Here is a 22,548-nt window from a genome sequence, read left to right on the forward strand (position 1 = left end):
TCGGATTGTCAATATTCGTCTGCTTGGTCCCATCCGGGGATCCCATCCAGGGGTCCCGTCAACACCGTTGTGTGAGCGGCGAGTTCGGATCCGGCCCTGGACACGGCCGTAGAGACGGCCCATGACTGGACGGCATCTGAGCGTCTCCGAGGTGGAGGCCATCGCCCGCGAGGCCCATGCGCGGCAGACCGACAAGGCGGGCCGCCCGTACGTGGAACATCTCGCGGCGGTGGCCGAAGGTGTACGGGTACGCGGTGGCGACGAGGGGCAGATCGCGGCGGCCTGGCTGCACGACGCGGTCGAGGACGACGCGCTCTCCGCCGAGTGGCTGGCGGCCGCCGCCCTGCCGCAGGAGGTGAAGGACATGGTCCTGGCGGTGACCAAGCGGCCGGGGGAGGAGCTGTCCTCGTACACCGCGCGGATCCTGGCCACCCCGGGCGCACTGCTCGTCAAAGAGGCAGATCTCGCCCACAATGCGGATCCCGCCCGCCTGGCGGTCCTGGACGAGCCGACCCGTACCCGGCTGACGGCGAAGTATGCGCAGGTGCGAGGGCTGCTGGGGCTGGTCGGCGGCGAATCACCCTCGGACCGAAAGAATTCGGCCAACCCGGAAACGCACTGATCCACCCGCGACGGGGCCGGCAGGTGGATCAGTGGAGAGCTGCGTGAGGGCCGGCGGAAGCGCCGGCCGTCCAGGGGCTCAGCGCCGCGCGGAGAACTTCCGGAACGCCCAGTTCATGTCCGGCTCGGTGGCCCATTTCAGCGCGCGGCCCACCAGCGGGGTGCACATGAGCGTCACGGCGACCGCCGCCACGAGCGAGACGACGACCAGTCCGACCGGGTCGGAGAGCCAGGTGTAGTGGTCGAACAGGCCCGCGTACTCGGCCCCCTTGATCAGGAAGCCGTGCAGCAGATAGCCGCAGATCGTGCCGGCTCCGAGCACCGTGAACCACCGCGCCCGGCCGGGCACCCAGGCCAGGAAGCCGACCGTCAGCACCAGGGCGCAGCCGAACATCGCGAGCGTCATCACCGCCCCCGACCACCAGGGGGCACCCATCTCCTGGGCGCTGTTGGCGCGGTAGAACCAGCCGAGCTGCATGCGCGGGGCTGCCCAGTAGGCGAAGAGCAGCGCACCGGCGAACAGTGGCACCGACAGCAGCCGCACCTCGCGCCGCCTGACCAGCTGGAAGTGCTCGGGCTTCACCAGCAGGCCGAGCACGAAGAACGGCAGGAACTGCAGCACCCGCTGGAGGTCGAGGTCGTCGCCGATGTCGGGGGAGACGGAGGCGAGCATGGCGATGGCGAGGGCCACCGGCAGCGGATGGCGGATCGCCTGCCAGATCGGTGTGGTCACCCGCCAGATGAACAGGGCGATCAGGAACCAGGTCAGGAAGAACGGGTCCACCAGACTGATCGCCATGTCGGGCGAATCGTCCGCGTACCGTTTGAAGAGCGAATAGGCCGTCTCGAACACCAGGTACGGCACCGCGACCGAGGTGATCAGCCGCTTCACCTTGGGGGCCGTCATGTCGAACGACCGGGAGAAATAGCCGGAGATGATGATGAACGCCGGCATGTGGAACATGTACACGATCATGTACAGCGCCCGGGTGGCCCGGCTGCCGTCCATCACGGGTTCCCAGGCGTGTGCCACCGCGACGAGGACGATGGCCAGATACTTCACGTTGTCGAAGTAGGGATCGCGCTTCTTCGCCGCCGCGGGCGCCGGAGCGGCGGCACCCGGAGCGCTGGTCCCGGGGGCGGGCCGGGGCGCTGTGGCGGTGAGCGTCTGCGCGTGTCTGGGCTCCGACTCCCGGGTCGCCGGGGGGAGCGGGGCCCTCTGAAATACGCTCGGAGCTTGGAACATCTAAGGCACCTTAGACCGGTCGATTGCCTCGCGTAAAACTGCGGGGAGATATCGCGTGTTCCCCTCCGTTCGAATGCGAAACCACCGAACGCAGCCCGTTATGACACCTTTGATCCCCCTTAAACAGGGCATATCGGCAGGGTGTTGACCGGAGTGAATTACGTCGCATCCACGCCGTCAATTGGCTGTGAATGAAGTGTGGGGATGCGGAAACGATCGAGGTTGCGGATATTCGGCCACCGGGTTTTCACAGCCGACGCACAGGGAGTGGCGGGCGGTACGAGGCCGGTGTCCCTTCCGGGCGCGGCACGACCGCGGCCCCGCGCCCGAGCCGGCCGTCCGCGACGCCACCGGCCGGGAAGGATGGCGGGATCCAGTCACTCCGTTCCGTCACCCGGCAGCAACCACGGGGGAGTTGGTGGCACGATGGAGGTGACGGGGCGCGCGGTGGTGCACGCTTCCGGGCCGGCAAGGCGGACCGACCGAGGGTGTGATCAGACGTGGCTATATCACTGTCTATGGTGCTGCTTTTCGCGGTCATCCTGGTGGTAATGATCCGGAGCGGCTCCATCAAGCCCGGACCCGCGATCGTCGCCGTGCTCTTCGGCTTCTTCCTGGCATCGACCGGCATGGCCCCGTCGATCAACAGGTTCATGAACTCGCTGGCCGACACCATCAACCAGATCAGCTTCTGAGGCACGGAGCCGTCTGTCGCGCACAGCGCGAGGGCCGGGCCGGAGGATCATCCTCCGGCCCGGCCCTCGACTGCGTGGAGCGGGCGACGGGAATCGAACCCGCGTAGCTAGTTTGGAAGACTAGGGCTCTACCATTGAGCTACGCCCGCAAGCGTCGCACCGCAGGTCTGTCGACCGCGGCACGAAGAGCATCGTAGCGGGTCGGCGGCGGTGCCCGCACACCCGTTGTGCCGACCGCCGGACCGGACTCGGATCCGACCCCTGACGCCGCTCCGTAAAGCGGCGGATCCCACGGTCGCCGTGCATGTACCCTACGTGTCGCACCGACGGGGTGTGGCGCAGCTTGGTAGCGCGTCCGCTTTGGGAGCGGAAGGTCGTCGGTTCGAATCCGGCCACCCCGACCACCAGCAAGATCGCATTGTGGGAGTCCTCCCCCTTGCCGTTACTATGCAAAATGCGTGCCCGTGTGTCTGATGTACCGGGCTCGGTCCGCGAAGCCGCCACTCGGCGGCCCAGCAGAACCCCAAGAAGTCAGCCACCAAGGAGACCGAACCGTGAAGAGCGCCGTGGAGACCCTGAACCCGACTCGGGTTCGGCTCAGCATCGAGGTGCCCTTCGAGGAGCTCAAGGACAGCCTCGACGCGGCGTACAAGAAGATCAACCAGCAGGTCACGGTGAAGGGCTTCCGCAAGGGCAAGATCCCCGCCCGGGTCATCGACCAGCGGTTCGGCCGCGGTGCGGTGCTGGAGGAGGCCGTCAACGACGCCCTCCCGAAGTTCTACACCGAGGCGGTCAACGAGGGTGAGCTGAACGTCCTCGGCCAGCCCGAGGTCGACATCACCGAGCTGAAGGACGGCGAGCTGCTGGCCTTCACCGCCGAGGTTGACGTACGCCCCGAGATCGAGATCCCGGACTACTCCGGCATCGAGGTCACCGTCGACGCCCTCGAGGTCACCGACGAAGAGGTCGAGAAGGCCGTGGAGCAGCTCCGCGAGCGCTTCGCCTCCACCAACCCGGTCGAGCGCGCCGCCGCCGACGGCGACGTCGTCACGATCGACCTGCAGGCCAAGGTCGACGGCGAGGTCCTCGAGGACGGCGTGGCCGACGGTGTCTCGTACACCATCGGTTCCGGCGAGCTCCTCGACGGCATCGACGAGGCCGTGACCGGTCTGGAGGCCGGCGGCGAGGCCACCTTCACCTCGCAGCTGAAGGGCGGCTCCGCCGAGGGCAAGGACGCGGAGGTCACCGTCAAGGTCACCGCCGTCGCCGCCCGTGAGCTCCCCGAGCTGGACGACGACTTCGCCCAGATGGCCAGCGAGTTCGACACGCTGGAGGAGCTGAAGGCCGACAGCCGCAAGCGCCTGGAGACCACCAAGCAGTACGACCAGGCCACCCAGGCCCAGGAGCGCGTCCTGGAGGAGCTGCTGAAGCTCGCCGAGGTCCCGATCCCGGAGAAGCTGCTCGCGGACGAGGTCCAGACCCGCAAGCACAACCTGGAGCACCACCAGCTCGGTCAGATGGGCCTCGACCTCGAGAAGTACCTCGAGATCCAGGGCAAGACCCTGGAGGAGTTCGAGAACGAGACCTCCGAGCAGGCGATCAAGGGCATCAAGACCCAGTTCATCCTTGACGAGCTCGTCAACAAGGAGAAGCTGAACGTCAACCAGGAGGAGCTCACCGAGCACCTCATGCGGCGTGCCGCCTCCTCCGGCATGAGCCCCGACCAGTTCGCCCAGGCCGTCGTCGAGGGTGGCCAGGTGCCGATGCTCGTCGGCGAGGTCGCCCGCGGCAAGGCGCTCGCCGTCGTCGTCGAGGCCGCCAAGGTCGTCGACACCAACGGTGAGATCGTCGACCTGGAGGACGACGAGGACGAGGCCGCCGAGGCCACGGAGACGGCCGAGGCCGCCACCGAGGACAAGGCGGACGACAAGGCCGAGGAGAAGAACGAGGCCTGAGCCTCGCTCCGCTCCGCGACAGCCTCGCGCTGATCGTCACGACGGGCCCCGAACGCATCGCGTGTTCGGGGCCCGTCGGCGTAGCGCGCCGGACCGCCGCGCGCCCCCGGAACCCTTGTGCCCACTGCGGAGCTTGCGCTCCCAGCGAACAGTTGCGGAAGCGGGATGGCGTTGTCCCACCTGCGCGTTAGGGTCCATGAAGAGGAAGGGTGGAGCAGTGGCTCCACCCGCCCGGTACGAAGACGCTGAGACGGCCGGAGCCGTCAGAGACGAGCAGGTGGATACGTGACGAATCTGATGCCCTACGCCGCCGGTGAGCCGTCCCTCGGTGGTGGCCTCGGTGACCAGGTCTACAGCCGACTGCTCGGCGAGCGCATCATCTTCCTCGGCCAGCAGGTCGACGATGACATCGCCAACAAGATCACCGCACAGCTTCTCCTCCTTGCCGCCGACCCGGACAAGGACATCTACCTCTACATCAACAGCCCCGGTGGTTCGGTGACGGCCGGCATGGCGGTCTACGACACCATGCAGTACATCCCCAACGACGTCGTCACCATCGGCATGGGCATGGCCGCCTCCATGGGCCAGTTCCTGCTCACCGGCGGCGCCTCGGGCAAGCGCTTCGCGCTCCCGAACACCGACATCCTCATGCACCAGGGTTCGGCCGGTATCGGCGGCACGGCCTCGGACATCAAGATCCAGGCCGAGTACCTGCTCCGCACCAAGACGCGGATGGCGGAGATCACCGCCCACCACTCCGGCCAGACCGTCGAGACGATCATCCGCGACGGCGACCGCGACCGCTGGTACACGGCGGAGGAGGCCAAGGACTACGGCCTCATCGACGAGATCATCACGTTCGCGTCGGGCATCCCGGGCGGCGGCGGCACCGGTGCCTGATCCGGTCCCCACCGGACCGTCGGCACCACTCCCGCACCCTCATCTCGTACGCCGAGACCTCCAGCCCCAGAACGCCACCAGGATGGTGAACACCCACATGAACAACTTCTCCGGCGCCTCCGCGAGCGGCCTCTACACCGGCCCGCAGGTGGACAACCGCTACGTCGTCCCGCGCTTCGTGGAGCGCACCTCGCAGGGTGTGCGCGAGTACGACCCGTACGCGAAGCTCTTCGAGGAGCGCGTGATCTTCCTCGGCGTCCAGATCGACGACGCCTCGGCCAACGACGTCATGGCGCAGCTGCTGTGCCTGGAGTCGATGGACCCCGACCGCGACATCTCGATCTACATCAACAGCCCCGGCGGCTCGTTCACCGCGCTCACCGCGATCTACGACACGATGCAGTTCGTGAAGCCGGACATCCAGACGGTCTGCATGGGCCAGGCGGCCTCCGCCGCCGCCGTCCTGCTCGCCGCCGGCACCCCGGGCAAGCGCATGGCGCTCCCGCACGCCCGGGTCCTCATCCACCAGCCGTCCTCGCAGACCGGCCGCGAGCAGCTCTCCGACCTGGAGATCGCGGCCAACGAGATCCTCCGTATGCGTACGCAGCTGGAGGAGATGCTGGCCCGCCACTCGACGACCCCGCTGGAGAAGATCAGCGAGGACATCGAGCGCGACAAGATCCTCACGGCCGAGGACGCCCTGGCCTACGGTCTGGTCGACCAGATCGTTTCCACCCGCAAGACCACCGCGGGCGCATCGCTCTGACGTCGGTCTTTCCCCTTGGCACATTCCGTTTGCACGACCACGGCCGTGTGAACCGTGCCAAGGGGGGCCCGAACGGGGGCCCAGGCAAGGTACCGTCGGATAGAGGCACCAGGAGCCGCTGAACCAGGCGGCGTCCCAGGCGAAGGGGAAGCACCTCGTGGCACGCATCGGTGATGGCGGCGACCTGCTCAAGTGCTCGTTCTGCGGAAAGAGCCAGAAGCAGGTGAAGAAGCTCATCGCGGGACCCGGTGTGTACATCTGCGACGAGTGCATCGATCTCTGCAACGAGATCATCGAGGAGGAGCTCGCGGAGACGAGCGAGGTGCGCTGGGAAGAGCTTCCCAAGCCCCGCGAGATCTACGAGTTCCTGGAGGGGTACGTCGTCGGGCAGGAGCCCGCGAAGAAGGCCCTCTCGGTCGCGGTGTACAACCACTACAAGCGGGTCCAGGCCGGGGAGAACGGCGGCGGCGCCGGTCGCGAGGACGCGATCGAGCTCGCCAAGTCGAACATCCTCCTGCTGGGCCCCACGGGTTCCGGCAAGACGCTTCTCGCCCAGACGCTGGCCCGCATGCTCAACGTCCCGTTCGCGATCGCGGACGCGACGGCGCTGACGGAGGCCGGATATGTCGGCGAGGACGTCGAGAACATCCTGCTCAAGCTGATCCAGGCGGCCGACTACGACGTCAAGAAGGCCGAGACCGGGATCATCTACATCGACGAGATCGACAAGGTCGCCCGCAAGAGCGAGAACCCCTCGATCACCCGCGATGTCTCCGGCGAGGGCGTGCAGCAGGCCCTGCTGAAGATCCTGGAGGGCACCACCGCCTCCGTTCCGCCGCAGGGCGGACGCAAGCACCCCCACCAGGAGTTCATCCAGATCGACACGACGAACGTGCTGTTCATCGTGGGCGGCGCGTTCTCCGGCCTGGAGAAGATCATCGAGTCCCGGGCCGGCGCCAAGGGCATCGGCTTCGGTGCCACGATCCGCTCCAAGCTGGAGATCCAGGCGAGCGACCAGTTCCAGGAGGTCATGCCGGAGGACCTGGTGAAGTTCGGGATGATCCCGGAGTTCATCGGCCGTCTCCCCGTGCTGACCTCGGTCCACAACCTGGACCGCGAGGCCCTGCTCCAGATCCTCATCGAGCCGCGCAACGCCCTGGTCAAGCAGTACCAGCGCCTCTTCGAACTCGACGGTGTGGAGCTGGACTTCGAGCGTGAGGCGCTGGAGGCCATCGCCGACCAGGCGATCCTGCGCCAGACCGGCGCGCGCGGCCTGCGGGCGATCATGGAGGAAGTCCTCCAGTCCGTGATGTACGAGGTCCCGTCCCGCAAGGACGTCGCCCGCGTCGTCATCACGCCCGACGTCGTCCGCGACAACGTCAACCCGACGCTGGTCCCGCGCGAGCCGCGCACGATCGGCAAGAACGACGGCGGCCGCCACGAGAAGTCGGCCTAGCCGCAGAGGACTTGTCCTACGCCGAAGGGGCGCCCACCGGATGAACCGGCGGGCGCCCCTTCGGCGTCGAGCCGTCAGATCTTGGTGCGGGCGGTGTTGTAGAGCTTGGCGGTGAGGGCCGCGGCCTCGTTCTTGGGCACGCCCTGACCGGCGAGTGCCAGCGCCTTGTCCGCGGTCGTCGTGATACCGGCCGTGCTGTAGTCGGCCCAGACGCAGACCGCGAGGATGAAGTGCTGGGGCCCCTTGGCGACCGAGCCGTCGCCGTTCTTGTTGGTCACCTTGAGGTCCTGGCACTTCATCACCGCCCCGTCGAACCCTTCGGGTTCGGCGGTCTCGGCCGAACCGACGAGCTCGATGGAGACCTCGCCGCTGCCCGTCTTGGCGTCCTTCTCGACGTCGTTGAAGGCGTCGTTGACCACCTTGGCCGGATCGGCGATCTCGCCCCAGAAGCCCTCGAAGTTGAGCACCTTGGTGGCGGCGGCCGCGGTGCCCACCGAGTAGTCGGCCTTGGCCGCGCTGGGGTTCTTGATCCCCAGCGCCTCGACGTCCGACTTCTTCGTCCCGGTCAGCGGTGCGCTGAGCACCGGCTTCGTGGTGTCCCGCTTGTAGGCGTCGACCGCGTCCGGGGGCGTGATCTTGTAGCCCTTGGTCGCCTCGGAGACGTCCGAGTTGCTGGCCCTGTCGCCCGTGAGGAAGTACACCCCGCCCGCGATGACCGCCAGCGCCACCACGGCCACGGCGACGATCAGCCCGGTCTTCTTCTTCGGCTGCGGCGGCTGCTGGCCGTACATGGGCTGCCCGCCGTACGGCGGCTGGGGCGGCTGCTGACCGTACGGGCCCGGCTGCTGCGCCTGCGGGTAGCCGTAACCCTGCTGCGGCGCCGACGGCTGCCCGTACGGGTTCGGCTGCTGCGGGGGGACGCCCTGCGGGGCCTGCTGCGGGTAGCCGTAGCCGGGCTGGCCCTGCGGCGGCGGGGCGCCGTACGGGCCCGGCTGCTGTCCGTACGGTCCGGGCTGGCCCTGCGGCGGCTGCCCACCGTACGGGCCCGGCTGGTTGTAGCTCATTGCGGTGTCCCCTCAAGAATCCTTGGACCGACCGGCACGTGGGGGGCGGCGTCGCGGGGCTGGGCACGCGCATCTGCGGCGTTGTCGTCAATCACCAACGCTCCGCGTTGGCTCGATCCTCCGCCTTGCAGCTGCACGCACCCAGCCCCGCTCCTTCCTCCGCCCTCCACATGCCGGTCGGTCCTATGCGTTGCGAACATCCTGACGGAAGCCGCCCTGACACGGGGGATCGGCCCGTACACCGTTACTGAACCAATCCGTTTCAGTGCAGACCTGTGACGGCCCTAAACTGTCTCCCGTGACCGAGAACTCATCGCAGCAGCCAGCCAGCAACCCCGAACTGCCGACCACGTACGCGCCGGCCGATGTAGAGGGGAAGCTGTACGAGCGCTGGGTAGAGCGTGGTTACTTCGAAGCGGACGAGCACAGCGACAAGCCGCCCTACAGCATCGTCATCCCGCCGCCGAACGTCACCGGCTCCCTCCACCTGGGCCACGCCTTCGAGCACACCCTGATCGACGCCCTCGTCCGCCGGAAGCGGATGCAGGGCTTCGAGGCGCTGTACCAGCCGGGCATGGACCACGCCGGTATCGCCACCCAGAACGTCGTCGAGCGCGAGCTCGGCAAGGAGGGCAAGTCCCGCCACGACCTGGGCCGCGAGGCCTTCGTCGAGCGCGTCTGGCAGTGGAAGAACGAGTCCGGCGGCCAGATCTCCGGCCAGATGCGCCGCCTCGGCGAGGGCGTCGCCTGGTCCCGTGAGCGCTTCACCATGGACGAGGGCCTCTCCAAGGCCGTCCAGACCGTCTTCAAGCAGATGTACGACGACGGGCTGATCTACCGCGCCGAACGCATCATCAACTGGTGCCCCCGCTGCCTCACCGCGATCTCCGACATCGAGGTCGAGTACCAGGAGGACGACGGCGAGCTCGTCTCCATGACGTACGGGGAGGGGGACGAGACCATCGTCGTCGCCACCACCCGCGCCGAGACGATGCTCGGCGACACCGCCGTCGCCGTCCACCCCGACGACGAGCGCTACCAGCACCTGATCGGCAAGCAGATCAAGCTGCCGCTGACGGACCGCACCATCCCCGTCGTCGCCGACCACCACGTCGACCCGGAGTTCGGCACCGGCGCGGTCAAGGTGACCCCCGCCCACGACCCGAACGACTTCGAGATCGGCAACCGTCACGACCTGCCGTTCATCACCGTCCTCGACGAGCGCGCGGTCATCACCGTCCCCGGCCCCTTCGAGGGCCTGGACCGGCTGGAGGCCCGCTCCGCGATCGTCGCCGCCCTGCGCGCCGAGGGCCGGATCGTCGCCGAGAAGCGCCCCTACGTCCACTCCGTCGGGCACTGCTCGCGCTGCAAGACCACCATCGAGCCGCGCCTCTCGCTCCAGTGGTGGGTCAAGGTCGCCCCGCTCGCCGAGGCCGCCGGTGACGCGGTCCGCGACGGCAAGGTCAAGATCCACCCGCAGGAGATGGAGAAGCGGTACTTCGACTGGGTCGACAACCTCCACGACTGGTGCATCTCGCGCCAGCTCTGGTGGGGCCACCGCATCCCCGTCTGGTACGGCCCGAACGGCGAGGTCGTCTGCGTCGGACCGGACGACGAGGCGCCCACCGGCGAGGGCTGGACCCAGGACAACGACGTCCTGGACACCTGGTTCTCCTCCGGCCTGTGGCCCTTCTCCACGCTCGGCTGGCCCGAACGCACCGACAGCCTCGCGAAGTTCTACCCGAACTCCGTCCTGGTCACCGGCTACGACATCCTCTTCTTCTGGGTCGCCCGGATGATGATGTTCGGCCTGTACGTCAACGACGGCGTTCCGCCGTTCGGCACCATCGTCCTGCACGGCATGGTCCGCGACGAGCACGGCAAGAAGATGTCGAAGTCCTTCGGGAACGTCGTCAACCCGCTGGACTGGATGGACAAGTACGGCTCCGACGCCCTGCGCTTCACCCTCGCGCGCGGCGCCAACCCGGGCACCGACGTCCCGATCGGCGAGGACTGGGTCCAGGGCTCGGCGAAGTTCTCCAACAAGATCTGGAACGCCACCCGCTTCGCCCTGATGAACGGCGCGACGATCGAGGGCGAGCTGCCCTCGGCCGAGGAGATGTCGGTCACCGACCGCTGGATCCTGTCGCGCCTCAACAAGACGGTCGCGGACGTCGACGCGTTCTACGACGACTTCCAGTTCGCCAAGATCAGCGAGGCGCTGCGCCACTTCGCCTGGGACGAGGTCTTCGACTGGTACGTCGAGCTCTCCAAGACCACGTTCTTCGCGGGCGGCCGCCCGGCCGAGGTCTCGGGCCGGGTCCTCGGCGAGGTCCTCGACGTGATGCTGCGGCTGCTGCACCCGATCGTCCCGTTCGTCACGGAGGCGCTGTGGACCGCGCTCACCGGACGCGAGTCGATCGTCATCGCCGAGTGGCCGGCCGACTCCGGCTTCCGTGACGACGCGGCCGAGAAGGAGATCGAGCTGGTCCAGCAGGTCGTCACCGAGGTCCGCCGCTTCCGCAACGACCAGGGCCTCCAGCCCGGCCAGAAGGTCCCGGCCGAGCTGACCCTGACCGGCACGGGGCTCGCCCCGCACGAGGCGGCCATGCGCCAGCTCCTGCGGCTCCAGCCCGCCGGCGACGGCTTCCACGCCACCTCCTCGCTCCCGGTCGCCGGAGCCACCGTCGCCCTGGACCTGTCCGGCACGATCGACGTGGCGGCCGAGCGCAAGCGCCTCACCAAGGACCTGGAGGCCGCGCAGAAGGAGAAGGCCCAGGCCACCGGCAAGCTCGGCAACGAGGCCTTCCTGGCCAAGGCCCCGGACAACGTGGTCGACAAGATCCGCGGCCGGCTCGCCAAGGCCGAGGCCGACATCGAGCGCATCGGCGCCCAGCTGGCGGCCCTCCCGCAGAGCTGATCTCCTAGGGGGTGTCTGGCCGAAGCCCCCGCGCACCCGACCGACCGGGACGCGGGGGCTTCGCCGCACCGGTCGCCGACAGTTCGCCGGGCGCTGCGCGCGTTGTCGGTGCCCATCCGTAGACTGGGGCCCGTGAGTGAGCCCCGCCCAGACCGGCACGACGCGTCCGATCCCGACGACACCTTCGAGGAGATCGTCGACGAGGCGACCCAGCGCGACCCCGACCTGGCGGTGATCGAGGCCGGGAGCCGCACGCTGCGCGCCCACTCGGGTCAGCCGCAGGGCGAAGCGGTCCCCGCCCGCCCGGCCGACCCCGAGACCGACAAGGCACTGCGCGCCGTGGAGCAGGAGCTCGCCGGACGCTGGGGCGAGACCAAGCTGGAGCCCTCCGTCACGCGCATCGCCGCCCTGATGGACGTCCTCGGCGAGCCGCAGCGCGCCTACCCCTCGATCCACATCACGGGGACCAACGGCAAGACCTCCACGGCCCGCATGATCGAGGCCCTCCTCAACGCCTTCGAACTGCGCACCGGCCGCTACACCTCCCCGCACGTCCAGACGATCACCGAGCGGATCAGCCTCGACGGCTCGCCGATCGCGGCCGAGCGGTTCATCGAGACGTACGAGGACATCAAGCCGTACGTCGAGATGGTCGACGCCCAGCAGCCCTACCGACTCTCCTTCTTCGAGGTCCTCACCGGCATGGCGTACGCGGCCTTCGCCGACGCCCCCGTCGACGTGGCGGTCGTCGAGGTCGGCATGGGCGGCACGTGGGACGCGACGAACGTCATCGACTCCACGGTCGCCGTCGTCACCCCGATCTCGCTGGACCACACGGACCGGCTCGGCACCACGCCCGCCGAGATCGCCGGCGAGAAGTCCGGGATCATCAAGGAGGGCGCCACGGTCATCCTGGCGCAGCAGCCGGTGGACGCCGCGCAGGTGATGCTGAAGAAGGCCGTCGAGGTCGACGCCACCGTGGCCCGCGAGGGCATGGAGTTCGGCGTGACCTCCCGCGAGATCGCGGTCGGCGGCCAGCTCGTCACCCTGCGGGGTCTGGGCGGGGAGTACGAGGAGATCTTCCTTCCGCTCTACGGCGCCCACCAGGCGCACAACGCGGCCGTCGCGCTCGCCGCCGTCGAGGCGTTCTTCGGCATCGGCGCCGAGCAGGCCCGCTCCCTCGACATCGACGCCATCCGCAAGGCGTTCGCCTCGGTGCTCTCGCCGGGCCGCCTGGAGGTCGTGCGCTCCAGCCCGACCGTCGTCCTGGACGCCGCGCACAACCCCGCGGGAGCCAAGGCGACGGCGGACGGCATCTCCGAGGCCTTCAGCTTCTCCCGGCTGATCGGTGTCGTCGGCACGAGCGACGACAAGGACGTCCGCGGGCTCCTGGAGGCCTTCGAGCCGATCTTCGCCGAGATCGTCGTCACGCAGAACTCCACCCCGCGCGCGATGGACGCGGACGCGCTGGCCGCGATCGCCGTCGAGGTCTTCGGCGACGACCGGGTCCAGGTGGAGCCGCGCCTCGACGACGCCCTGGAGGCGGCGATCACGCTGGCCGAGGAGGAGGACGAGTACGCGGGCGCCGGGGTGCTGGTGACCGGATCCGTGATCACGGTCGGCGAAGCCCGGCTGCTGCTGGGAAGGGGCTGAGAGAGGGATGCGGACGCTCTGCGCCTCGACGCTCATCGGCGAGTTCTTCGTCATCGGCTTCGCCGGTCTCGTCGCGATGAAGCTGGACGACGCCTCCATGACCGTGGTCTGGACGGTGTGCGGCATCGGCATGGCCCTCTCCGTGCTGCTGTGCGGAATGATCACCCGGCCCGGCGGCATCCAGCTCGGCTGGGCGCTCCAGGTCGCGCTGGTCCTCAGCGGGTTCGTGGTCCCGATGATGTTCATCCTGGGTCTCGCCTTCGGCGGGCTGTGGTGGGCCTCGATCCACTACGGCCGCAAGATCGACGAGGCGAAGGCGCGCTGGGCCGCCCAGCAGGAGGCCGAAGAGGCCACGGCCTGAGCATCCCCGGCGGTGTCCGACACGCCCGCCTCCGCCCCGGGTTCCGGCGGAATCGGGGCCCGAAGGTGACCCAGGGTGAACCCGGGCGTGGATCCGTTCCCGTACCCCTGTAATGTCGCCTCACCGCACCCGTATGCCTGGCCTTGCAAGGAGCCGTACATGACTCAGCGCACTCTCGTCCTGCTCAAGCCCGACGCGGTCCGCCGTGGCCTGATCGGCGAGATCGTCGGCCGCATCGAGCGCAAGGCGAACTGGCGGATCACCGCGCTGGAGCTGCGCACCCTGGACCACGAGACGCTGGAGCAGCACTACGGCGAGCACAAGGGCCGCCCGTTCTACGAGCCGCTCATGGAGTTCATGGCCTCTGGCCCCGTCGTCGCCCTGGTGGCCGAGGGCGAGCGGGTCATCGAGGGCGTCCGCGCCCTGGCCGGCCCCACCGACCCGATCGCCGCCGCGCCCGGGTCCATCCGTGGTGACTTCGGCACGATCACCCGGGAGAACCTGATCCACGCCTCGGACTCGGAGGAGTCCGCAGAGCGAGAACTGAAGCTTTTCTTTCCGGGACTTTCCTGACTCGATCGGCCAAACAGCGCTGTAGGCGAGGGGCGACCGAAGTAATTCGGTCGCCCCTCCGCATAGGGTTTGGGATCGCGGGAACGCATCCCTCCGACGTAACGTCACCTTGGGTAGAACGGCCACCCGTTCCGCTCACAAAGGCGAAGGACCCTCGCGCTGTGTCCGTGCATACGGCACTACGATGGAAGCTTCCACGCCCGCAGCGCCAACCTCGCCTACCAGAACAAGCCATCTTCGCTACCTGGGAAGGCCCGACGCATCCTCATGGGGAACAAGGGGAACTCAATGTCGTTCATCGGCCGTGACATGGCTATCGACCTCGGGACTGCCAACACGCTGGTGTACGTCAGGGGGCGCGGCATCGTTCTGAACGAGCCGTCCGTCGTGGCCATCAACACCAACACCGGCGGAATTCTGGCGGTCGGCTCCGAGGCCAAGAAGATGATCGGGCGCACGCCGGGCAACATCGTTGCCGTGCGGCCCCTGAAGGACGGCGTGATCGCCGACTTCGAGATCACCGAGCGGATGCTCCGCTACTTCATCCTCAAGATCCACAAGCGTCGCTATCTCGCCCGCCCCCGGGTCGTCGTCTGTGTGCCCTCCGGTATCACCGGGGTCGAGCGCCGCGCCGTCATCGAGGCGTCCACGCAGGCCGGCGCGCGCCAGGTGCACATCATCGAGGAGCCCATGGCCGCGGCCATCGGCTCCGGTCTGCCGGTCCACGAGGCCACCGGCAACATGGTCGTGGACATCGGCGGCGGCACCACCGAGGTCGCCGTGATCTCGCTCGGCGGAATCGTCACTGCCCAGTCGATCCGGACCGCCGGTGACGAACTGGACAACGCGATCATCCAGCACATCAAGAAGGAGTACTCGCTCCTCCTCGGTGAGCGGACCGCCGAACAGATCAAGATCACCATCGGTTCGGCGTACGACCTGGACAAGGACGAGCACACCGAGATCCGCGGCCGCGACCTGGTCTCCGGGCTGCCGAAGACGGTCGTCATCTCGGCCGCCGAGGTCCGCAAGGCCATCGAGGAGCCGGTCAACGCGATCGTCGACGCCGTGAAGACGACGCTCGACAAGTGCCCGCCCGAGCTGTCCGGCGACGTCATGGACCGCGGCATCGTCCTCACCGGCGGCGGCGCGCTGCTGCGCGGTCTGGACGAACGGCTGCGCCACGAGACGGGCATGCCGATCCACATCGCCGAGGACCCGCTGGACTCGGTGGCGCTCGGCTCCGGCAAGTGCGTCGAGGAGTTCGAGGCGCTCCAGCAGGTGCTGGACGCCCAGCCCCGCCGCTAGAGGTGCGCGGTTTCCGCGGGACACACCCGATCCGGCGAGCGGACGCACCCGCTCCGGTCGCCGGATCGTTGATATAGATCGTTGCTGTACACGTACTGGAGCGGGGACACCTCCGACCGGTACCCCGTACGGAGACGTACACAGGCACGAATATTCCGACGAGGAAGGCACGGCCGCCGCACGTGAGGGACACACGAGAGAGCCGGCTGCTCCTGGTGCTCTTGATCGCCATCGCATTCGCCCTGATCACGGTGGATATCCGAGGCGGCGAGGGGTCACCGGTCGACGGCGCGCGGCAGGCCGCGGCCACCGTCTTCGGACCGGTCGAGAACGGCGTCGCGGCAGCGGTCGACCCGGTGGGCAACGCCATAGGGGCGGTCAGGGACTCCGGCAACCGGCACGACCGGATCGCCACCCTGGAGAAGGAGAACGCGGCGCTGAAGGCCAAGCTCGGCAGCGACGACCGCACCAACAGCCGGGTCCGCCAGCTCGACGCCATGCTGAAGAAGGCGGGCGCCGGACAGTACGGCATCAAGGGCGCCGAGGTCATCGCCATAGGAGCGGCCCAGGGCTTCTCCTGGACGGTCACCATCGACGCCGGCTCCGACGACGGCATCCGGCGCGACATGACCGTGCTCAACGGGGAAGGGCTGGTCGGCCGGGTCACCACCGTCGGCCCGAGCACCGCGACGGTCCTGCTCGCCAACGACCCCGACTTCACCGTCGGCACCCGCATGGAGAAGACCGACGAGCTCGGCTTCGCCACCGGCCAGGGCTCGCGCCCGCTGTCGGTGCAGTTCCTCAACGGCAAGGCCAAGGTGAAGGCCGGCGACCGGCTGGTGACCTTCGGCTCCAGCAAGGACAAGCCGTTCGTGCCCGGCGTCCCGGTCGGCGAGGTCGTCCGCGTCGACCCGTCCGGCGGCGCACTGACCCGCACGGTCTATGTGAAGCCGTACGTCGGGTTCACCAAGCTCGACATCGTCGGCGTCGTCGTCCAGGCCCCCCGCCAGGACCCGCGCGACACGGTCCTGCCCAAGCAGCCCGCCAAGACGAAGCCGAAGCCGACCCCCACGGTCACCGTCACGGTCCAGCCCAACGGCGACCTGGTGGACGGCTCCGGCAAGGTCGTCGGCAACATCAACGAACAGCCGGGCGGCGGCGACGCCGCCGGTGACGCGGCAGGCAACCAGCAGGGCAACGCCCAGCAACCCGACGACCAGGGGCAGGGCTGATCCCCATGCGCATCAACCGGACTCTGCTCTCCACCGCCCTGGTCGTGGTCGCCCTGGTCATCCAGGTCTCCGTCCTCGCCCGCCTCCAGCTCCCCGGCGCGGTCCCGGACCTGTTGCTGCTCACGGTCCTCGGACTCGCCTTCGTATACGGGCCGGTCAGCGGCTCCCTCATCGGCTTCGGCGCGGGCCTCCTCGCGGACCTCGCGCCGCCCGCCGACCACGCCGCCGGACGCTACGCCCTGGTGCTCTGCGTCATCGGCTACCTCGCGGGCATGATCCGGCCGGAGAACGGGCAGCTGAAGTCGGCCTTCGCCCCGATGGCCGTGGTCGTCGCCGCCGCGATCGGCTCGACCCTGCTGTACGCGGGCGTCGGCGCGCTCGTCGGCGACACCGCCGCCCGCCATGTGGGCCTGGGCAGCCTGCTGTTCACGGCCGCGGTCTACGACCTGCTGCTGGCGCCCTTCACCGTGCCGCTCATCATGGCGCTCGCCAGACGCACCGAGAACGACCCGCTCGCCGAGGCCTCCTCCGGTTCCAACGACGTCGCCGCCGGCTGGCTCGCCTCGGGCACCGGTCTGCGGATCGGCAACCAGCGCGGCGGCCTGCGGGCCAAGGCGGCCCGCAACCGGGCCGCCCGCGCGGGCCGGATCAAGGGGGTCAAGCGACTGTGAAGCCGTACGTGACCGAGGGGGCCGGGGGCACCGCGTGAGGCTGTATCTCCCGGGGGACGACCCCCGTACCCCCAGCCGGACCACCACCGGGGGCACCCAGTGAGCAACATTCCCGAGACCGGGCGGACCCAGCGGGTCCAGATCCGGCTCATCGTCATCCAGGTCCTCGTCTTCTCCCTGCTGCTCACCCTCGGCGGACGCCTCTGGTACCTCCAGATCCGCAACGGCGACGAGTACACCGCCGAAGCCGCGGGCAACGGCGTCCAGCAGGTCGTCCAGCCTGCCGTGCGTGGCTCGATCCTCGACGCCCGCGGCGTACCGCTCGCCGACAACGAGACCCGCCTCGTCGTCTCCGCCAGCCGTACCGAGCTGCTGAAGATGAAGGACGACGGTGTCGGCGTCCTCACCCGGCTCGCCGAGGTCCTGGACATGAAGGCCGAGGACGTCCGCGACAAGGTCCGCCTCTGCGACTCCGAGACCCCCCAGCCCTGCTGGAACGGCTCGCCCTACCAGCCGATCCCGGTCACCGACGAGGCCACCACCCAGCAGGCCCTCCAGATCCGCGAGCGCGCCGAGGACTTCCCCGGCATCACCGCCGAACCCACCGCCGTACGCCGCTACGCCGCCCCCGGCAAGGCGAAGACCGCGCAGGTGCTCGGCTATCTGTCGCCCGTCACCGACGACGAGATCAAGCAGGCGCAGGACGGCCCGTCGCCCTACCTCCGTTCCGACCAGGTCGGCCGGTCCGGGATCGAGCGCACCTACGACAAGGAGCTGCGCGGCAAGGCGGGCGTCACCCGCTACGAGGTCGACAACCTCGGCCGCGTCATGGGCGAGGCGGAGAACGACCCGGCGGTGGCCGGCTCCACCCTCGTCACCAGCCTCGACGCCCGCGTCCAGGCGGTCGCCGAATACGAGCTCGCCGCCGCGATGAAGCAGGTCCGGGGCGAGACCGACAAGATCACCGGCCGCAAGTACGAGGCCGACTCCGGGGCGGTCGTCGTCATGGAGTCGAAGACCGGCCGGGTCGTGGCGATGGCCTCCCAGCCCGACTACGACCCCAACGACTGGGTCGGCGGCATCTCCGGCAAGCAGTACGCCAAGCTCACCAGCAAGAAGTCCAACTACCCGCTGCTCAACCGGGCCATCCAGGGCCAGGCCCCGGCCGGCTCGATCTTCAAGGTCGTCTCGGCGAGCGCCGCCGTGCGCGGCGGGCACGCCTTCAACGACCTCTACGAGTGCAGCAGCTCCTACAGCCTGGGCAACCAGACCTTCGCGAACTTCGAGTCCCAGGGCCACGGCCCCATCACCCTCGGAGACGCGCTCAAGTACTCCTGCAACACCGTCTTCTACCGCCTCGGCCACGAGGAGTGGGTGAAGGACGGCGGCATAAAGCCCAAGAAGGACGCCAAGAACTGGTTCTACACGACCGCCCGTGACTTCGGGCTCGGCGCCGAGACGGGCATCGACCTGCCCAACGAGGTCAAGGGCCGCATCCCGGACCGCAAGTGGAAGCAGGACTTCTGGGAGGCCAACAAGGACGCCTGGTGCAAGGAGGGCAAGAAGGGCGGCACCTACGTCCAGCAGATCGCGTACGAGAGCTGCCTCGAAGGCAACCAGCTCAAGGCCTACGACAGCATCAACTACTCGATCGGCCAGGGTGACGTACTCGTCACGCCCATCCAGATGGCCACCGCCTACGCCGCCATCAGCAACGGCGGCACCCTCCACGAGCCCACCGTCGGCAAGGCCGTGATCAGCCCCGACGGCAAGACCGTCCAGGAGATCAAGCCCAAGGTCAGCGGGAAGCTCCCGGTCGACGCCCAGACCATCAAGGACCTCGACAAGGGGCTGCGCTCCGTGGTCGAGCCGGGCGGCACCGCCGCCTGGCGGTTCGGCGGCTGGCCGCAGGACAAGATCCCGATGCGAGCCAAGACCGGCACCGCCCAGGTGTACGGCAAGCAGACCACCGGCTGGTTCGCGACCTACACCGACGACTACACCATCGTCATGACGATCTCCCAGGGCGGTACCGGCTCCGGCTCCTCCGGGCCCGCCGTCCGCAAGATCTACGACGCGCTCTACGGCCTCGACTCCGCCGGCAACCAGGACCTGAAGCGGGCCCTGCTGCCCGAGCCCCAGAAGGCGCTGCCGAAGGTCCAGCCCGACGGCTCGATCCACGCGCCGAAGATCAAGCCCTACGACCCCACTCCGGTCACGCCCGAGGAGCAGCCGGGAGGACAGGAACCCCAGTTGCCCCTGCCGCCCGGAGGCCAGCCCGGACTCACCGGATCACCCGCGTCCACGGGGAGGCAGCCGTAATGGCAGGTGGATTCTCCGTCTCCGGGTACGGCCCCGACGAGGGCCCCTGGGCCAAGCTGACGGCCCGCGACTCGCTCGCGCGGCGGCTGGACTGGCCGCTGCTCGGGGCCGCGCTCGTGCTCTCGTTCGTCGGCTCGCTCCTCGTGTGGTCCGCGACCCGCAACCGCGACCACCTCACCCAGGGCGACCCGTACTTCTTCCTCCTGCGGCACGCCCTCAACACCGGCATCGGCCTCGCCCTGATGATCGGCACGATCTGGCTCGGCCACCGCACCCTGCGCGGAGCCGTCCCGGTCCTCTACGGCATCTCCGTGCTGCTGGTCCTCGCGGTCCTCACCCCGCTCGGCACCACGGTCAACGGCGCCCACGCCTGGATCAAGCTGCCTGCGGGCTTCTCGATCCAGCCCTCCGAGTTCACCAAGATCACCATCATTCTGGTGATGGCGATGCTGCTGGCCGCCCGCGTCGACGCGGGCGACCAGGCCCACCCCGACCACCGCACCGTCGCCAAGGCGCTGGGCCTCGCGGCGATCCCGATGGCCATCGTCATGCTGATGCCGGACCTCGGCTCGGTGATGGTCATGGCCGTCATCGTCCTCGGCGTCCTGCTGGCCTCCGGCGCCTCCAACCGCTGGGTCTTCGGACTCATCGGCGCGGGCGCGGGCGGGGCCGTCGCCGTCTGGCAGCTCGGTCTGCTCGACGACTACCAGATCGCCCGGTTCGCCGCCTTCGCCAACCCCGCGCTCGATCCGGCGGGCGTCGGCTACAACACCAACCAGGCCCGCATCGCGATCGGCTCCGGCGGACTCACCGGCACCGGACTCTTCGAAGGAACCCAGACCACCGGCCAGTTCGTGCCCGAACAGCAGACCGACTTCGTCTTCACCGTCGCCGGCGAGGAGCTGGGCTTCCTGGGCGCGGGGCTGATCATCGTGCTCCTGGGCGTCGTCCTGTGGCGCGCCTGCCGGATCGCCCGCGAGACCACCGAGCTGTACGGCACGGTCGTCGCCGCCGGGATCATCGCCTGGTTCGCCTTCCAGTCCTTCGAGAACATCGGCATGACGCTCGGCATCATGCCGGTCGCCGGACTGCCGCTGCCCTTCGTCTCCTACGGAGGGTCCTCGATGTTCGCCGTCTGGGTGGCGGTCGGCCTGCTCCAGTCCATCAGGGTGCAACGGCCACTGTCCGCCTGAACCCGGGCGGTCGCGGGTAGGTGTCCGTACATGGCGGACACCAAACGCGAGATCGAGCGGAAGTACGAGGCCACCGACGACACCCGGCTGCCCGACCTGACCCGGGCGGCCGGGGTCGACCGGGTCGTCCCGCGCGGCCGGACAGAGCTGGACGCCGTCTACTGGGACACCGCCGACCTCCGCCTGGCGGCCGGCTCCCTCACCCTGCGCCGCAGGACCGGTGGGGACGACGAGGGGTGGCACCTGAAGTTCCCCGTCGCGGTCGGCATCCGGGACGAGATCCACGAACCGCTCTCCGACACCCTGCCGCCCTCGCTGGCCGCCCTCCTGCGCTCCCGGGTCCGGCAGGCGGAGATCGCCCCCATCGTCCGGCTGCTCTCCTCGCGGGACGTCCACCACCTGCTGGCCGACGACGGCACACTCCTCGCCGAGGTCAGTGTCGACACGGTGCTCGCGGAGCGGCTCGCGGGGGAGGGGAGCGGCACCAGCGCCGCCTGGACCGAGATCGAGGTCGAGCTCGCCGACGACGGCGACCCGGCCGTGCTGGACGCGGTCGAGAAGCGGCTCCGCAAGGCCGGGGTGCGCCCCGCGGCATCCTCCTCGAAGCTCGCCAGGGCGCTGGCGGAGACGACCCCCCGACGGGACGGAGAGAAGCAGGAGGAGGACGCGCCGCGGACCGCGGGCGACCACGTCCTCGCCTACGTACGCAAGCAGATCGCCACGATCGTCCGCCTCGACCCCGCCGTCCGCCGCGACCTTCCCGACTCCGTGCACAAGATGCGCGTCGCCACCCGCCGGCTGCGCAGCACCTTCAAGACCCACCGCAGGATCCTCGACCGCGAGGTCACCGACCCGCTCGGCGCGGAGCTCAAGTGGCTCGCCGCCGAACTGGGCCTCGACCGCGACCAGGAAGTCCTGGACGAGCGCATCGGCTCCCGCGTCGAGGCCCTGCCCGCGACCCTGACCCTCGGTCCCGTGCGCGGCCGGCTCCGCGCCTGGTCGGCCGCCCGCCGCACCGGATCGCGCCGCAGGATCATCGACGTACTCGACGGGCAGCGGTATCTCGACCTCCTGGAGGCCCTCGACGCCCTGGTCGCCGACCCGCCCCTGCGCCCCGCCGCCGGCAAGGCACCGGGCAGGGCCCTGCCCCGGGCCGTCCTCAAGGACTACGAGAAGCTCGCGCGCCGGATGGACCACGCCCTGGAGCACCCGCCGGGCCCCGAGCGGGACACCGCGATGCACGAGGCCCGCAAGGCCGCCAAGCGCGCCCGGTACGCGGGCGAGTCGGCCCGGCCCGCGCTCGGCAAGCCCGCCAAGCGGTTCGCCAAGAGGGTGAAGGCCGTGCAGTCCGTCCTCGGCGACCACCAGGACAGCGTCGTCGCCCGCGAGGCCCTGCGCGCGCTCGCGATCGAGGCGCACGCGGCGGGGGAGACCGCGTTCACCTGGGGACTTCTGTACGGGCAGGATGAGGCCGCCGCCGAGGCGCGGGAGCGCGAGCTCCCCGAGGTCTGGGCGCGCGCCTCGGACCCCGGACTGCGGGCGGATCTGAAGCACTGAGACGCGGGGTACGCTTGATGGTCACCCCTGCCGGCTCACGAAGGTTCGCGAG

General features: G+C 69.2%; 18 protein-coding genes and 2 tRNA genes. 17 read left to right on the forward strand and 3 right to left on the reverse strand.

Translation table 11 applies throughout. The annotated features are described in order from the left end of the window. Positions 1-121: 121 nt before the first annotated feature. Complete coding sequence (locus tag IE140_RS06250; protein WP_150194954.1) at positions 122-622, forward strand: HD domain-containing protein; 501 nt, start codon at positions 122-124, stop codon at positions 620-622. Positions 623-700: 78 nt separating this feature from the next. On the opposite strand, the gene IE140_RS06255 is transcribed toward IE140_RS06250, so the two are convergent. Next, complete coding sequence (locus IE140_RS06255) at positions 701-1,867, reverse strand: acyltransferase family protein (protein ID WP_093438044.1); 1,167 nt, start codon at positions 1,865-1,867, stop codon at positions 701-703. 518 nt (positions 1,868-2,385) lie between these two features. On the opposite strand from IE140_RS06255, the gene IE140_RS06260 reads away from it, so the two are divergent. Further along, entirely contained in the window at positions 2,386-2,562 is a 177-nt protein-coding gene (locus tag IE140_RS06260) for a hypothetical protein (RefSeq protein ID WP_010070684.1), read from the forward strand. 75 nt (positions 2,563-2,637) lie between these two features. Here the strand turns inward: IE140_RS06260 and IE140_RS06265 are convergent. Beyond that, positions 2,638-2,711 (reverse strand) — tRNA-Gly (locus tag IE140_RS06265). A gap of 178 nt (positions 2,712-2,889) precedes the next feature. On the opposite strand from IE140_RS06265, the gene IE140_RS06270 reads away from it, so the two are divergent. The 5 genes from IE140_RS06270 (at position 2,890) to clpX (ending at position 7,642) form a co-directional block, all read left to right on the forward strand. Next, positions 2,890-2,966, forward strand: a tRNA-Pro gene (locus IE140_RS06270). Between the two features lie 150 nt (positions 2,967-3,116). Then, positions 3,117-4,517: a trigger factor gene (tig, locus tag IE140_RS06275; protein ID WP_075266466.1), complete on the forward strand. Its 1,401-nt coding sequence runs from the start codon at positions 3,117-3,119 to the stop codon at positions 4,515-4,517. Positions 4,518-4,814: 297 nt separating this feature from the next. Beyond that, complete coding sequence (locus IE140_RS06280; protein ID WP_030708378.1) at positions 4,815-5,420, forward strand: ATP-dependent Clp protease proteolytic subunit; 606 nt, start codon at positions 4,815-4,817, stop codon at positions 5,418-5,420. Positions 5,421-5,502: 82 nt separating this feature from the next. Next, positions 5,503-6,186 (forward strand): ATP-dependent Clp protease proteolytic subunit, encoded by a 684-nt coding sequence (locus IE140_RS06285; protein ID WP_006124415.1) that lies wholly within the window; start codon positions 5,503-5,505, stop codon positions 6,184-6,186. Positions 6,187-6,343: 157 nt separating this feature from the next. Beyond that, entirely contained in the window at positions 6,344-7,642 is a 1,299-nt protein-coding gene (clpX, locus tag IE140_RS06290) for an ATP-dependent Clp protease ATP-binding subunit ClpX (RefSeq protein WP_006124414.1), read from the forward strand. A 74-nt stretch (positions 7,643-7,716) separates the two neighbouring features. On the opposite strand, the gene IE140_RS06295 is transcribed toward clpX, so the two are convergent. After that, positions 7,717-8,706 (reverse strand): hypothetical protein, encoded by a 990-nt coding sequence (locus tag IE140_RS06295; protein WP_109178512.1) that lies wholly within the window; start codon positions 8,704-8,706, stop codon positions 7,717-7,719. Between the two features lie 298 nt (positions 8,707-9,004). On the opposite strand from IE140_RS06295, the gene IE140_RS06300 reads away from it, so the two are divergent. The 10 genes from IE140_RS06300 (at position 9,005) to IE140_RS06345 (ending at position 22,496) form a co-directional block, all read left to right on the forward strand. After that, the gene (locus IE140_RS06300) at positions 9,005-11,626 is read left to right on the forward strand and encodes a valine--tRNA ligase (protein ID WP_150194956.1); all 2,622 of its coding nucleotides are present in this window, start codon (positions 9,005-9,007) and stop codon (positions 11,624-11,626) included. A 132-nt stretch (positions 11,627-11,758) separates the two neighbouring features. Further along, positions 11,759-13,279: a bifunctional tetrahydrofolate synthase/dihydrofolate synthase gene (folC, locus tag IE140_RS06305; protein WP_150194959.1), complete on the forward strand. Its 1,521-nt coding sequence runs from the start codon at positions 11,759-11,761 to the stop codon at positions 13,277-13,279. 7 nt (positions 13,280-13,286) lie between these two features. After that, positions 13,287-13,640, forward strand: coding sequence for a DUF4233 domain-containing protein (locus tag IE140_RS06310; protein ID WP_006124410.1), 354 nt, complete (start codon positions 13,287-13,289; stop codon positions 13,638-13,640). A 159-nt stretch (positions 13,641-13,799) separates the two neighbouring features. Further along, positions 13,800-14,213, forward strand: coding sequence for a nucleoside-diphosphate kinase (ndk, locus tag IE140_RS06315; protein WP_006124409.1), 414 nt, complete (start codon positions 13,800-13,802; stop codon positions 14,211-14,213). 288 nt (positions 14,214-14,501) lie between these two features. Continuing rightward, positions 14,502-15,521, forward strand: coding sequence for a rod shape-determining protein (locus tag IE140_RS06320; RefSeq protein ID WP_006124407.1), 1,020 nt, complete (start codon positions 14,502-14,504; stop codon positions 15,519-15,521). A gap of 182 nt (positions 15,522-15,703) precedes the next feature. Further along, positions 15,704-16,753: a rod shape-determining protein MreC gene (gene mreC, locus IE140_RS06325; protein ID WP_093438036.1), complete on the forward strand. Its 1,050-nt coding sequence runs from the start codon at positions 15,704-15,706 to the stop codon at positions 16,751-16,753. A gap of 5 nt (positions 16,754-16,758) precedes the next feature. Beyond that, on the forward strand, positions 16,759-17,424 hold the full coding sequence (gene mreD, locus IE140_RS06330) for a rod shape-determining protein MreD (protein WP_032779141.1): 666 nt from the start codon (positions 16,759-16,761) through the stop codon (positions 17,422-17,424). Between the two features lie 99 nt (positions 17,425-17,523). Further along, entirely contained in the window at positions 17,524-19,746 is a 2,223-nt protein-coding gene (gene mrdA / locus IE140_RS06335; RefSeq protein ID WP_150194961.1) for a penicillin-binding protein 2, read from the forward strand. Beyond that, complete coding sequence (rodA, locus tag IE140_RS06340) at positions 19,746-20,939, forward strand: rod shape-determining protein RodA (RefSeq protein ID WP_150194963.1); 1,194 nt, start codon at positions 19,746-19,748, stop codon at positions 20,937-20,939. The genes mrdA and rodA overlap by 1 nt, the downstream gene beginning before the upstream one ends. A gap of 30 nt (positions 20,940-20,969) precedes the next feature. Further along, a complete protein-coding gene (locus tag IE140_RS06345) occupies positions 20,970-22,496 on the forward strand; it encodes a CYTH and CHAD domain-containing protein (protein WP_150194965.1) in 1,527 nt (508 codons plus the stop codon). The last annotated feature ends 52 nt before the right edge of the window (positions 22,497-22,548 follow it).

Origin of the sequence: Streptomyces parvus, assembly GCF_014648875.1 — a bacterium.
In the GTDB taxonomy this organism is placed as follows: domain Bacteria; phylum Actinomycetota; class Actinomycetes; order Streptomycetales; family Streptomycetaceae; genus Streptomyces; species Streptomyces parvus.

Bases quoted from the DNA above. Each gene is read 5' to 3' on its own strand.
- IE140_RS06250 (WP_150194954.1), top strand. From the start codon at position 122: ATGACTGGACGGCATCTGAGCGTCTCCGAGGTGGAGGCCATCGCCCGC.
- IE140_RS06310 (WP_006124410.1), top strand. From the start codon at position 13,287: ATGCGGACGCTCTGCGCCTCGACGCTCATCGGCGAGTTCTTCGTCATC.
- mreD (WP_032779141.1), top strand. From the start codon at position 16,759: ATGCGCATCAACCGGACTCTGCTCTCCACCGCCCTGGTCGTGGTCGCC.
- IE140_RS06260 (WP_010070684.1), top strand. From the start codon at position 2,386: ATGGTGCTGCTTTTCGCGGTCATCCTGGTGGTAATGATCCGGAGCGGC.
- IE140_RS06320 (WP_006124407.1), top strand. From the start codon at position 14,502: ATGTCGTTCATCGGCCGTGACATGGCTATCGACCTCGGGACTGCCAAC.
- IE140_RS06280 (WP_030708378.1), top strand. From the start codon at position 4,815: ATGCCCTACGCCGCCGGTGAGCCGTCCCTCGGTGGTGGCCTCGGTGAC.
- IE140_RS06285 (WP_006124415.1), top strand. From the start codon at position 5,503: ATGGTGAACACCCACATGAACAACTTCTCCGGCGCCTCCGCGAGCGGC.
- rodA (WP_150194963.1), top strand. From the start codon at position 19,746: ATGGCAGGTGGATTCTCCGTCTCCGGGTACGGCCCCGACGAGGGCCCC.
- ndk (WP_006124409.1), top strand. From the start codon at position 13,800: ATGACTCAGCGCACTCTCGTCCTGCTCAAGCCCGACGCGGTCCGCCGT.
- IE140_RS06345 (WP_150194965.1), top strand. From the start codon at position 20,970: ATGGCGGACACCAAACGCGAGATCGAGCGGAAGTACGAGGCCACCGAC.
- IE140_RS06255 (WP_093438044.1), bottom strand. From the start codon at position 1,867: ATGTTCCAAGCTCCGAGCGTATTTCAGAGGGCCCCGCTCCCCCCGGCG.
- IE140_RS06295 (WP_109178512.1), bottom strand. From the start codon at position 8,706: ATGAGCTACAACCAGCCGGGCCCGTACGGTGGGCAGCCGCCGCAGGGC.